The sequence below is a fragment of the Pseudomonas sp. FEN genome (assembly GCF_904067045.1).
Classification (GTDB): domain Bacteria; phylum Pseudomonadota; class Gammaproteobacteria; order Pseudomonadales; family Pseudomonadaceae; genus Aquipseudomonas.
Genome location: NZ_CAJFDC010000014.1, coordinates 110,603 through 122,908, shown reverse-complemented (window position 1 = coordinate 122,908; position 12,306 = coordinate 110,603). Strand labels below are relative to the sequence as shown.

The following is a 12,306-nucleotide window of genomic DNA, read 5'->3' as shown; positions in this document are numbered from 1 at the left end:
GTTACTGGAAATAGCGACTGGGCGGCTCGCCCAGTATGCGCCGGAACACCGTGGCAAAGGCGCTCGGGCTGCTGTAGCCGAGTTCCATGGCTACCCGCGTCACCTGTTCGCCATTGCCCAGGCGCACCACCGCTGCCAGCAGGCAAGCCTGCTGGCGCCATTCGACAAAGCTGACGCCGGTGTGCTGGCGAAACAGCCGGGTAAAGGTGCGGCGACTCATTCCCGCCGCTCGGGCCATCTCATCGATCCCCGTGCCCAGTGAAGGCTGGTCAAGCAACTGACGGCAAATCTTCGCCAGGCGGGGTTCCCTGGGCAGCGGCGCGTTCAGCTCCAGCCTGGGCATCCAGGCGATCTCATGGAGCAATAGTTCCAACAGGCAACCGTCGCGCTCACTGGCCGAGGGCTGGTCGGCAACCTGCGCTGCCTGCTCCAACAAGTGCCGCAGCAGTTCGGAAACCCCCAGCACCTGACATTGTTCGGCCAGTGCCAGGCGTTGCTGGGCGCTTTCCACAATATAGGCGTTGAGCATGGTCACCGGACCGCGCATGCACATGGCATGTGGCTGTGCGGCAGGGACCCAGATGGCACGTCCCGGGGGGACCACCCAGTCGCCCTCATCGGTAAACACTGTGATGACCCCACAGGCCGCATAGGCGAACTGGCCCCGTGGATGACTGTGCCGCTCAAAGGATTGGCCATCGGCGTAGTCGTGGCGGGTAACGACCACCTCGCGCGGAGTCATCGGGTAAAAATCGGCAGACTGGATAGGCATGGCCCATTTTTAGCGCTATTTGACCTTCAATGGCAAGCGGGCCATCGAGTGCAGCGGCAGAGTAGCAGGGTGCCGGCGAGTCGTATCGTCGGGCCTGACCTTTCGGATCTTTTGCCATGCAGAAAAAACACCTGTTGCTCGCCGTGCTCGTCACGGCTGTCTGGGGCCTCAACTTCCCCATCACCAAGCTGGGATTGAGTCGTATCGACCCGCTACTGCTGACGGCACTGCGCTTTACCCTGGCAGCGCTACCGTGGGTCTTTTTTATCCGTCGACCGCAAGTGGCGCTGGGCTGGATCGCCGCGTATGGGGTGATTTTCGGGGTCGTCATGTGGGGGTTGATCAACTTCGGCATCAGCCAGGGGGTGCCGCCGGGGACCGCGGCGCTGCTGATCCAGACCAGCGCATTCTTCACCCTGGGCTGGGGCGTGCTGCTGTTTCGCGAGTCGTTGAGTGGGCTGCAGACGAGTGGCGTGCTGCTCGCGGCCGTGGGGCTGGCCTGCGTCTTGTTCGACAGCCCTGCGGGCGAGAGCCGGACCGGGTTGCTGCTGATTATGCTCAGTGCCATGGCCTGGAGCCTGGGCAACGTGCTGATCAAGCTGTCCCGGGTCAAAGAGGTCTTCGCGTTCGTGGTCTGGGCCAGCTTGTTCGCGCCGCTGCCGCTGTTCCTGCTTACCTGGCTCCAGCGTGGTGCTCTGCCTTTCGTCGCGCTGGCGGATCAGGCCGGGGCCGGCGTGCTGCTCTCCCTGGCGTTCCAGGTCTATGGTGCCACGCACCTGTGTTACTGGGGCTGGAACCTGCTGCTGCGGGAATATCCGTTGTCCCGGGTGGCACCGCTCTCGCTGCTGATTCCGGTATTCGGTATCGTCGGCTCGATCCTGATACTCGGCATCTGGCCGAGTCCGTCGGGCTGGGTGGCGAGCGCGCTGATTTTCTCGGCGTTGCTGCTGGGATCGATCCCGTGGCGCTCGCTGCTTTCCCGACCAGAATACTAGGACTTTTTCAGGCGGCCCGATTGGCGTAAACTGCTGGCAAGTCTGTGAGGAGATTCCATGAGCGCCATAACCATTACCGATGCCGCCCACGATTACCTGGCTGATCTGCTGTCCAAGCAGAACACCCCGGGGATTGGCATCCGCGTTTTCATTACCCAGCCGGGTACCCAGTACGCCGAAACCTGTATTGCCTACTGCAAGCCGGGCGAGGAAAAACCTGAAGACACCGCGCTGGGGCTCAAGAGCTTTACCGCGTGGATCGATTCCTTCAGCGAAGCCTTTCTCGATGATGCGGTGGTCGATTACGCCACCGACCGCATGGGTGGCCAGCTGACCATCAAGGCGCCCAACGCCAAGGTGCCGATGGTCAACGCCGACAGCCCGGTCAACGAGCGCATCAACTATTACCTGCAAACCGAGATCAACCCGGGACTGGCCAGCCACGGTGGCCAGGTCAGCCTGATCGAAGTGGTCGAGGATGGTATCGCCGTGCTGCAGTTCGGCGGTGGTTGCCAGGGCTGCGGCCAGGCCGACGTGACCTTGAAGGAAGGCATCGAGCGCACCTTGCTCGAGCGGATTCCCGAGCTCAAGGGTGTGCGTGACGTGACCGACCATACGCAGAAAGAAAACGCCTACTACTGAGTTCGGTAGCAGGGCGTGCGTTGCGTGCGGTTCGAAAAAAAACGGTGCCCGTGAGCACCGTTTTTTTATGGCGGATCGGTTGAGGCCGTTGAGAGCGGCACATGACTACGACTCGGAAACCCGGTTCTCCAGGTAGTCACGCAGCCGCTCTTGCAGATAGGGCACACCCAGCGGGTGCTCCAGGTACTCGGCAATCGCCATCATCCGCCAGTACTGACCCTCGTCGCCAAACCGAATCGCGGCGATTTCCGCATGACTCAGTTGCCCCACCAGAAACCACGAGTGGGTATCGGGCTGGGTGACACTGGGATAGCGTCGTGCCCATTCGATGCGCTCGGCCTCAAAGCTCAGGGAAAACTCCTCGTCCAGCTCCCTGAGCGCGCATTCGCTCGGGGTTTCCTCACCCTCGCGACCGCCACCGGCAAAGTCCCAGTGTCCGGGATAGGGAATGCCATCCTTCATGTCGCGCAGATAGGTCAGCAGCTCATCACCGCAGATCAGGGCCAGCTTGGCACCGGAAAACAGCTGTTCGGACATGGGCTCATTCCTCCCGATCAGGGGCGATAAAGATGGGCGTGAGCGGCCCGATACAGCGAAGACTCGCCGAAGTGATCACTGGCCAGCACGCGTCCGACCAGGATCAAGGCCGTGCGGCGAAAGCCCTTGGTCTCGACCTTGGCCAGAATGTCGGTCAATGTCCCTTGCACCCAATCCTGGTCGGGCCAGGTGGCGCGATGGATAACCGCGACCGGGCAGTCCGCACCGTAATGGGGTAGCAGCTCACCGACGATCTTGGCCAGGTGATTGACCCCCAGGTGAATCGCCATGGTCGCCCTGTGCTGGGCCAGGCTGCTCAGTTCTTCGCCGGCCGGCATCGCGGTTTTGTCGGCATAACGGGTGAGAATCAGGCTTTGGGAGATATCCGGCAGCGTCAGCTCGGTACCGAGCAGGGCTGCGCAAGCGGCGGTCGCGGTGACGCCGGGGACGACTTCATAGGCGATGCCCAGTTCGCGCAGATGGCGGATCTGTTCACCAATGGCACCGTAGAGGGATGGATCGCCCGAATGTACCCGTGCCACGTCCTGGCCCAGGGCATCGGCCGCCTTGATCAGGTCGATGATCTGTTCCAGGTGCAGCTCGGCGCTGTTGACCACCTGGGTGGCGCAGTGGCCTTGCAGGACGGCTTCAGGCACCAGGGAGCCGGCATAGATAATCACCGGGCAACTGCGGATCAGACGTTGCCCCTTGACGGTAATGAGTTCCGGGTCGCCGGGGCCGGCGCCGATGAAATAGACAGTCATGACATTCTCTGCACTGGGCTTCACATGAACATCGTTCATGTAGGATGAGGGGATTATCGAGGGTTTTGCCCGGTCCAGGCCAGTGCAAAGGTCGCCTGCGGGTGCTTCTGGCGTGAAATCAGAAGTTTCGCCTGACCTTGTCCCAACTGTTCGGCCAGGGCCAGCGCGGCACTTTCGGCGATGCCATGGCAGCCGGTCTGTTCGAAGGCCCGGCGGGAGCGATGGCTGAGACGGGCCTCGTAAGCGCCCAGCTCAGCCGCGCTGAAAAACACCAGGGGCAGGTTCAGGCGTTGCGCAAGTTCGAGCAGTCCTGGCTCAACCTTTTTCTTATCAATGCTCGCCAACCCCTTGATAGACCGAAGGTCAATCCGATGGGTCAGCAGCGACTGTTCCAGCAGTACCTGCAAGGTCGAAGCATCGCAGCCGCGTCGACAGCCGAGGCCGACCGCGAGGGTGGGTGGCGCTGGCGTTTCCGTCATGCCGAGTAGTGATCGTCGGTCTTGCGCCGGAACAACCAGGCGCTGATCAGGCCCAGGGCCAGCCAGAACAGCGCATTGGTCAGCTGCGAAGCGATCTTGAATTGCGCCTCCAGGGCTTGCGGCGCCAAGCTGGAATGAACCTCCGGCTGCGGGGCGCCGAGCACATGCGGCAGCAGCACAATGGCCAGGCCAAGTGCCTTGAGCGCCCAATGCCGGCCGAATACCACCAGGGCGATCGCGACGGCCGTGGACGCTGCCGTGCCGGCCCACCAGATTTGCCGTTGCAGCAGGTCCGCGGCCGCGGTGCCCGGCAGTTCTGGCGGCAGGCCCAGGGTCGGAGCCAGACAGAAGGTCGCGTAGCCGGCCAGTCCCCAAAGCAGGCCCTGGGAGGTGCGGCTCGGTGCGCGCAGGGTGTAGAGGCCGGCCAGCATCAGGGCGAAACCGACGGCCACTACCAGATTGCCACCGGTGGTGGACAATACGCGTTGCCAGCCGTCTTCCGGTTCCCAGGCTTGTTCGTCATGTTCGTGCCCGGCCATGGCGCCGTGTTCGTGTTCGTGGGCCACGGCCGCCGGGGATTTTTCATAGGTTTCCGCCTGGAGAATCAGCGGTGCGACCCAGAAGCTTTGCAGCAGGGTCAGCAACAACGCCGCCAGCAGACCGGTGAACCCGGCTGTTTGCGCAATTCGCTTGATCATGGCTGGATTCTCAATGGCACGGGAAGGCCGAACTGTGACGGGTATCGTGAGCGGCGTTGTGCACGGCGGCGATATGGGAGAACCCGGCGAAGTAGACCAGCGCGGCCCCCAATACGGCGGCACCGATGGCGGCGACCAGGCGTTGGCTCCGGGTATCGGTGATGGCGGTCGAATGGCGGACGGTAGTGGTTGACATGGCGCTTCCCTCTGAAATGTCAGCGGGCGAAAGCGCGAAGAACCTCGGCGAGCGGGTGCCCGGAGGTTGCAACAGCGCCTGCCCACCGCAGGTTTGTTATTGATTTTTTCTGGGCCGGTCTCCGGGCTTGCGAGGGATTCGGGCAGGGCCCGGACCATCAAGCATCGCCTTCCCATGCCAGTGTCGGCACAGTGGATCTGACGCTTCTCTCGCTTACCGTTGCGGGGGCAGCACCGGACTGGTCAGGCATGAATACACGCGCACTGACGCACCGGTTTCCCGTTTCACCCTGTGAAGGGCACCCAAAACAAGGTGACTAGGAGAACATGCAAAGCCCGGGGGCGTCAATGCAGGGTGCAGGCGCCAGGCTTGTCGGGACGCCGCGCCGCAGCGAAGCTTTTAGCGGTCTCAAGGGGCTCTTCGCGAGCAAGCTCTGTTCCTACCGGGCGAAGGTAAAGTTAAAGTAAATTCTAGAATAAAATATTAATTAAAATCATATAGTTATAGAATTTCTTTGATCTTGAGTCTAAGTTGATCTATGGAGAATGGCTTGCCGATCAGTTGCATGCCGGGCGCCAGTTCAATGCTTTCGGCGTAGCCGCTGGCAAACAGGATCGGCAGTCCGGGGCGCAACTGGCAAGCAGCCTTGGCCAATTCGCGGCCATCCATTTCAGGTAGCCCGATATCGGTCATCAGCAGATCGATGCGGGTCTCGCTCTGTCTCAGAATATCCAGGGCCTTGTCACTGTCAGCGGCCTCCAGGACCTTGAACTCCAATTCCTCAAGGACGTCGACGATCAGCATGCGCACGACGGCATCGTCTTCGACGACAAGGATGGTGGAGGGGGCTGCTGGCATAAGGAGATATCCTGAAAATTGAAGTAATGGGGCCGGCTGCCGAAGCGATTGGCCTCAGCTATCAGTGAGTCATCAGGCAAGACAAGTTCCCGTGCCTGTACAGAAAAAAACGAATGTACAAGATAATAGGCTAAGGTCTGTTATCGCGTCACGGCAGTGCGGCTTGGGGCATTGCATTCTAAGCTGTGAGAAAGAGGGAGCCTTTTCGATGGACTTACGACCGACTCCTTGAAAATCAACGACTTATATAATCCGGACCCAGAAATGAATTCTTCGTCTTCGGTGGATGAACAAAGCTTTCGCAAGTTGTTGAGCCGTAACGTCAGCTTGCCCCTGGGCGTCGGGGTACTCAGTGCAGTGTTTTTCGTCTCGTTGATCACCTATCTGTTGTCGGTGATCCAGTGGGTCGAGCATACCGACCGGGTCATCAACAATACCAACGAGGCGATGAAACTCTCGGTCGATCTTGAAACCGGTATGCGTGGGTTCCTGATTACCGGCGATGAGCATTTCCTCGACCCCTATGAAACCGCCAAGCCGAAGATCATCGCTGAGCTGCACAGCTTGCAGGAACTGGTTGCGGATAACCCGCAGCAGGTTGATCGCTTCAAGCGCATCGAAGCCTTGCAGGACGCCTGGACCGAGTACGCGCAAGGAATGATCAATCTGCAGCGTTCCAACGGCGACTACCGGGGGGCGATCAAGGCGGGACGCGGCAAGCACCTGAGCGATGAGATTCGTAGCGAGTTCGAAAATGCCGTCAACACCGAGCAGCAACTGCGGCTTGCGCGCAATGAACTGGTGAGTCGCGCCACCGTCTGGAGTATCGCTCTCTACCTCATCTTTGTGTTGGGGCTGAGTGCCTTGCTGGCCTTTGTTGGTCGGCGTGATTTGTTATCACTTTCAAATAGTTATGCAAAGAACCTGGCGTCACGAGTCAAGAGTGCGGAGCGCCTTGAGCAGCAGGCCTGGTTACGTGGCGGCCAGACCCAATTGGCCGAGCAGGTGTTGGGCCAACTGACCCTTAATCTGTTGGGGCGCAATATCCTCCAATTCTGTGCCCAGTACATGGGCAGTGCCGTGGCGGCGTTGTATGTCCGCGAGGAGTATGGCGCCCTGAATCGCGTGGCCAGTTATGGCTTTTCCCGCGAGCAGGAACAACGGGAACAAACGATTTACAGCGATGAGGGCTTGGTCGGCCAGGCTGCGGGCCAGGGCCATCTGATTCGCCTGGACGACGTGCCGGTGGACTACTTCAAGGTCAGCTCGGGCCTGGGGGACGGTGCGCCGCGCAGCGTGCTGGTGATGCCGATCAGCAACGATGACCGGGTCAACGGGGTGATCGAACTGGGCTTCCTGCGGCCCCTGAACGAGCGTGATGTCGAGCTGCTGGAACTGATCGCCGACAATATTGGTACTTCCATCGAGGCTGCGCGTTACCGCCAGCGCTTGCAGGAGGTCCTCGCCGAGACCCAGCAGCTCAACGAAGAGCTGCAAGTCCAGCAGGAAGAACTCAGAACCGCCAACGAAGAACTGGAAGAACAGTCGCGGATACTCAAGGAGTCGCAGGTTCACCTGGAAACCCAGCAAAGCGAACTCGAGCAGACCAACGAACAGTTGGCCAGGCAGCGTGACGCCATGGACCTCAAGAACAACGAGTTGAATCAGGCGCAGGTGCAACTCGAGGAGCGGGCCGCGGAGCTGCAACGTTCGAGCAAGTACAAGTCCGAGTTTCTCGCCAACATGTCCCATGAGCTGCGCACGCCGCTCAACAGCTCGCTGATCCTGTCCAAGCTGCTGGCGGAGAACTCCGAGGCGAACCTGACCGAGGAACAGGTCAGGTTCGCCGAGTCGATCTATAGCGCCGGTAACGATCTGCTGAACCTGATCAACGATATCCTCGATATTTCCAAGGTCGAGGCCGGCAAGCTCGAAGTGCGCCCGGAAAACACCAGCGTCGAGCGCCTGGTGGAGGGGCTGCGGGACCTGTTCCAACCACTGGCCAGCGACAAACTGCTGGGGTTCGACGTCGAGCTGCGCGCGGACGCGCCGCTGACGCTGTTCACCGACCGGCAGCGCTTGGAACAGGTGCTCAAGAATCTGCTGTCCAACGCCATCAAGTTCACCGAGACAGGCCGGGTCAGCCTGGTCGTTTCCCGCCAGCCCGGGGGTGGTATCGCCTTTGCCGTGCGTGACTCCGGCATCGGTATCGCGCCTGAACAGCACGAAAGCATTTTCGAGGCGTTTCGCCAGGCGGACGGCACAACCAATCGCCGCTACGGCGGCACCGGCCTCGGGCTATCGATTTCTCGCGACCTGGCGGCGTTGCTGGGCGGCTCCATCAGCGTGGCCAGCCAGGTCGGGCAAGGCAGCGTCTTTACGCTGGTGTTGCCGGAGCGGTTTGCGCAGCACCGGGACGGCGAGGGTTCCGCGCCGGTTGTCGCCGCGCCGGTGCTACTGCCCACCCTGGACCCGCCACGGAATCTGTCACCGGAGGTCGTGGAAACGCTGGCCCAGCGCTTTGCCGACGACCGTGAAAAAGGGCCGTTCACCACGCGCTGCATCCTGGTGATCGAAGATGAGTCGAAATTTGCGCAGATTCTCTACGACCTGGCCCATGAGCTGGGTTATCAGTGCCTGGTGGCCCATGGCGCCGACGAGGGCTTTGCGCTCGCCACCCAGTTCATCCCCGACGCGATCCTGCTGGACATGCGTCTGCCGGATCACTCCGGCCTGACGGTTTTGCAGCGCCTCAAGGAAATGTCGTCGACCCGGCACATCCCGGTGCACGTGATTTCCGTCGAGGACCGCGTCGAGGCCGCCATGCACATGGGGGCCATGGGCTATGCGCTCAAACCGACCACCCGCGACGAACTCAAGGAGATTTTCTCGCGTCTGGAGGCCAAGCTCACCCAGAAGCTCAAGCGCCTGCTGCTGGTGGAAGACGACGATCTGCAGCGCGACAGCATTGCCCGCCTGATCGGCGACGACGATATCGAGATCACCGCCGTGGGCCTGGCCCAGGATGCCTTGGACCTGCTGCGCGAGAATGTCTATGACTGCATGATCATCGACCTCAAGCTGCCGGACATGCTCGGCAACGAGTTGCTCAAGCGCATGTCCACCGAAGACATCCGCGCTTTCCCGCCGGTCATCGTCTATACCGGACGCAACCTGACTCGCGACGAAGAGGCCGAACTGCACAAATATTCGCGTTCGATCATCATCAAGGGCGCCCGCTCGCCGGAGCGCCTGCTCGATGAAGTGACACTCTTTCTGCACAAAGTCGAATCCCAGCTGTCCCATGAAAGACAGCGCATGCTCAAGACCGCCCGCAGTCGCGACAAGGTCTTCGAAGGGCGCAAGATCCTGCTGGTGGACGACGATGTGCGCAATATCTTCGCCTTGACCAGTGCGCTGGAGCACAAGGGCGCTATTGTCGAAATCGCTCGCAATGGCCGCGAGGCGATAGCAAAACTCAACGAAGTGGAAGACATCGACCTGGTGCTGATGGATGTGATGATGCCGGAGATGGATGGTTACGAAGCCACCATCGAGATCCGCAAGGACCCGCGCTGGCGCAAGCTACCGATCATTGCGGTGACCGCCAAGGCCATGAAGGATGACCAGGAGCGCTGCCTGCAAGCCGGTTCCAACGACTATCTGGCCAAACCCATTGATCTGGACCGGCTGTTCTCGTTGATCCGCGTGTGGCTACCGAAGATGGAAAGGATCTAGTGGAGCGAAGTAGCGATATCGAGTTGCGGTTGTTGATCGAGGCCATTTACCTCAAGTACAGCTATGATTTTCGTGACTATTCCGGTGCCTCCATCAAGCGCCGGGTCCAGCATGCCTTGCGCCAGCTTGATTGCGCGACCATCTCGGCGCTGCAGGAGCGCGTGCTGCATGATCCGGCGGCGTTCATGCGGCTGCTGCAGTTCCTGACCATTCCGGTGAGTGAGATGTTCCGCGATCCCGGGCATTTCCTGGAGATTCGCCGGGAGGTGGTGCCGCTGCTCAGGACCTATCCGTCGATCAAGATCTGGATCGCCGGGTGCAGTACCGGCGAGGAGGTGTACTCCATGGCAATCCTGCTGCGTGAAGAGGGTTTGCTCGAGCGCACGATCATCTATGCCACCGATATCAACCCACATTCGCTGGAAAAGGCCAAGCAAGGCATCTTTACCCTGGACAGTGTCCAGGCCTATACGCGCAACTACCTGGCGTCTGGCGGCAAGCGCGAGTTTTCCGAGTACTACAACTCGGCCTACGGCTACGCGATTTTCGACAAGACCCTACGGGAAAACGTGACCTTCGCCGACCACAGCCTGGCGACGGATAGTGTATTCTCCGAAACACAGTTAATTTCGTGTCGTAACGTATTGATTTATTTTAATAAAAAGCTTCAGGAACGAGCCCTTGGCTTGTTCCACGAGTCGTTGTGCCATCGGGGTTTTCTGGCGCTGGGTAGCAAGGAAACCCTGGATTTTTCAACCTATGGCAAACAGTTCGAGGCGTTGGTCAAACAAGAACGGATCTACCGTAAATCATGAGCGACCCGATACTGGACCTTACTGATCTGCGACGAATCGAGGCGGTCGTCGTAGGCGCTTCGGCGGGCGGGGTCGAAGCGCTGATGAGCGTGTTCGGCGCACTGCCAGCGGGGTTTGGCCTGCCCATCGTGACCGTCCTGCATATGCCCGAAGAACGTCGTAGCCAGTTGGCCGAGGTGTTCGGGCGGCGCCTGGCGCTGCCGGTGAAAGAGGCCGACGATAAAGAGAGTATTGTGCCTGGGACCTTGTACTTTGCCGCCCCGGGGTATCATCTGTCCATCGAACTGGACCGCAGCTTTTCTTTCAGTTGCGAAGAACGGGTACATTATTCGCGACCTTCGATCGATTATCTTTTCGAGTCAGCGGCGGACACTTATGGCTCGCACCTGATGGGCATACTCTTGACCGGCGCCAATCAGGACGGCGCCCAGGGCCTGGCGCAAATCAAGCGCCAAGGCGGCCTGACCGTAGTGCAGGACCCGCGCGACGCCCGGGTGTCGACCATGCCCGAAGCCGCGTTGACGCTGCACCAGCCGGATTATCTTCTTTCTTTGCAAGGCATCGGCCGTCTGCTGGTCGAGCTGGAACGAATCGCATGTTAAGTAGCATCCAGGCCAAATTGCTGATCGTCGATGATCTGCCGGAGAATCTGCTGGCGCTGGAGGCGCTGATCAAGCGCGAGGACCGCATCGTCTACAAGGCGCTCTCGGCCGATGAGGCGTTGTCGCTGCTGCTTCAGCACGAGTTCGCCATGGCCATTCTCGATGTGCAGATGCCGGGCATGAATGGTTTTGAACTGGCCGAGTTGATGCGTGGCACCGAGAGGACCAGGAATATCCCCATCGTCTTTGTCAGCGCCGCTGGCCGTGAGCGCAACTATGCCTTCAAGGGCTACGAGAGTGGCGCGGTGGATTTTCTGCACAAGCCGCTCGACCCCCAGGCGGTGAAGAGCAAGGTCAGCGTCTTCGTCGATCTCTATCGCCAGCGCAAGGCGATGAAGCTGCAAGTCGAAGCACTGGAACAGAGCCGTCGCGAGCAGGAGGTGCTGCTGGCCAAACTGCAGGCGACCCAGGAAGAGTTGCAGCACGCAGTGCGCATGCGCGACGATTTCATGTCGATTGTTTCCCATGAGGTGCGCACGCCGCTCAACGGTTTGATCCTGGAAACCCAGCTGCGCAAGATGCATCTGGCCAGGGACAACACCGCCGCCTTCACCCTGGACAAGATACGCAGCATGGTCGAGCGCGACGAGCGGCAGATCCACAGCCTGATTCGCCTGATCGAGGACATGCTCGATGTCTCGCGCATTCGTACCGGCAAGCTGTCGATCCGTCCCGCACGCCTGGATCTGGTGCAGTTGGTGAGCAAGTTGCTGGGGAGCTTCGCGCCGCAGGCAGCGGCGGCCGAGTCGCCGATCAGCTACTCGGGCGAGGCTGCGCTGGAAGGCGAGTGGGACGAGTTCCGCATCGGGCAGGTCATCTCCAACCTGTTGACCAACGCCTTGCGCTATGGTGCCAAGAACCCGATCGAAGTGCGCGTCTATCGTCACGCCGACGAGGCCCGGATTGAAGTGCGTGACCGCGGCATCGGCATCGGCGAAGATGACCAGGCGCGGATCTTCCGGCAGTTCGAGCGGGTTTCCGGCAGTCATGCCAGCGCCGGATTGGGACTGGGATTATATATTTCCGAGCAGATCGTCGTCGCCCATGGTGGTCGCATTACCGTCGAGAGTACCCTTGGCGAAGGGGCCTTGTTCTGCGTTTGTCTGCCTCTGTAGGAAAAAACGACATCAGACGCAACCTCTGGGGGACC

Annotated in this window: 13 protein-coding genes and 1 riboswitch; of the genes, 6 read left to right on the top strand and 7 right to left on the bottom strand. The window is 60.4% G+C overall.

Translation table 11 applies throughout. The features are described from left to right. Nucleotide 1: 1 nt before the first annotated feature. Nucleotides 2–772 (bottom strand): AraC family transcriptional regulator, encoded by a 771-nt coding sequence (locus tag PFEN_RS17020; protein WP_191487987.1) that lies wholly within the window; start codon nucleotides 770–772, stop codon nucleotides 2–4. Nucleotides 773–888: 116 nt separating this feature from the next. On the opposite strand from PFEN_RS17020, the gene PFEN_RS17015 reads away from it, so the two are divergent. Both PFEN_RS17015 and nfuA read left to right on the top strand, forming a co-directional pair. Next, nucleotides 889–1,767: an EamA family transporter gene (locus tag PFEN_RS17015; RefSeq protein WP_191487986.1), complete on the top strand. Its 879-nt coding sequence runs from the start codon at nucleotides 889–891 to the stop codon at nucleotides 1,765–1,767. A gap of 57 nt (nucleotides 1,768–1,824) precedes the next feature. Beyond that, on the top strand, nucleotides 1,825–2,409 hold the full coding sequence (nfuA, locus tag PFEN_RS17010) for a Fe-S biogenesis protein NfuA (RefSeq protein WP_177056981.1): 585 nt from the start codon (nucleotides 1,825–1,827) through the stop codon (nucleotides 2,407–2,409). 105 nt (nucleotides 2,410–2,514) lie between these two features. On the opposite strand, the gene PFEN_RS17005 is transcribed toward nfuA, so the two are convergent. The 6 genes from PFEN_RS17005 to PFEN_RS16980 form a co-directional block, all read right to left on the bottom strand. Further along, nucleotides 2,515–2,946: an NUDIX hydrolase gene (locus PFEN_RS17005; RefSeq protein ID WP_191487985.1), complete on the bottom strand. Its 432-nt coding sequence runs from the start codon at nucleotides 2,944–2,946 to the stop codon at nucleotides 2,515–2,517. A 17-nt stretch (nucleotides 2,947–2,963) separates the two neighbouring features. Then, a complete protein-coding gene (gene cobM / locus PFEN_RS17000; protein WP_191487984.1) occupies nucleotides 2,964–3,710 on the bottom strand; it encodes a precorrin-4 C(11)-methyltransferase in 747 nt (248 codons plus the stop codon). A 53-nt stretch (nucleotides 3,711–3,763) separates the two neighbouring features. Then, nucleotides 3,764–4,189, bottom strand: coding sequence for a cobalamin biosynthesis protein (locus PFEN_RS16995; protein ID WP_191487983.1), 426 nt, complete (start codon nucleotides 4,187–4,189; stop codon nucleotides 3,764–3,766). Then, nucleotides 4,186–4,887, bottom strand: coding sequence for a CbtA family protein (locus PFEN_RS16990; RefSeq protein WP_191487982.1), 702 nt, complete (start codon nucleotides 4,885–4,887; stop codon nucleotides 4,186–4,188). Before PFEN_RS16990 ends, PFEN_RS16995 begins: the two co-directional genes overlap by 4 nt. A gap of 10 nt (nucleotides 4,888–4,897) precedes the next feature. After that, on the bottom strand, nucleotides 4,898–5,083 hold the full coding sequence (locus tag PFEN_RS16985) for a CbtB domain-containing protein (RefSeq protein ID WP_191487981.1): 186 nt from the start codon (nucleotides 5,081–5,083) through the stop codon (nucleotides 4,898–4,900). A gap of 94 nt (nucleotides 5,084–5,177) precedes the next feature. Further along, nucleotides 5,178–5,404: riboswitch (cobalamin riboswitch) on the bottom strand. Between the two features lie 180 nt (nucleotides 5,405–5,584). Next, entirely contained in the window at nucleotides 5,585–5,941 is a 357-nt protein-coding gene (locus PFEN_RS16980) for a response regulator (RefSeq protein WP_191487980.1), read from the bottom strand. 264 nt (nucleotides 5,942–6,205) lie between these two features. Here PFEN_RS16980 and PFEN_RS16975 point away from each other — a divergent pair, with 264 nt between their 5' ends. Genes PFEN_RS16975 through PFEN_RS16960 form a run of 4 tightly spaced genes read left to right on the top strand, consistent with a single transcriptional unit; the run spans nucleotide 6,206 to nucleotide 12,271 of the window. After that, a complete protein-coding gene (locus tag PFEN_RS16975) occupies nucleotides 6,206–9,679 on the top strand; it encodes a response regulator (RefSeq protein ID WP_191487979.1) in 3,474 nt (1,157 codons plus the stop codon). Further along, a complete protein-coding gene (locus PFEN_RS16970) occupies nucleotides 9,679–10,494 on the top strand; it encodes a CheR family methyltransferase (RefSeq protein ID WP_191487978.1) in 816 nt (271 codons plus the stop codon). Before PFEN_RS16975 ends, PFEN_RS16970 begins: the two co-directional genes overlap by 1 nt. Then, complete coding sequence (locus PFEN_RS16965) at nucleotides 10,491–11,096, top strand: chemotaxis protein CheB (protein ID WP_191487977.1); 606 nt, start codon at nucleotides 10,491–10,493, stop codon at nucleotides 11,094–11,096. Before PFEN_RS16970 ends, PFEN_RS16965 begins: the two co-directional genes overlap by 4 nt. Further along, nucleotides 11,090–12,271 (top strand): hybrid sensor histidine kinase/response regulator, encoded by a 1,182-nt coding sequence (locus tag PFEN_RS16960; protein ID WP_191487976.1) that lies wholly within the window; start codon nucleotides 11,090–11,092, stop codon nucleotides 12,269–12,271. Before PFEN_RS16965 ends, PFEN_RS16960 begins: the two co-directional genes overlap by 7 nt. Nucleotides 12,272–12,306 lie beyond the last annotated feature (35 nt).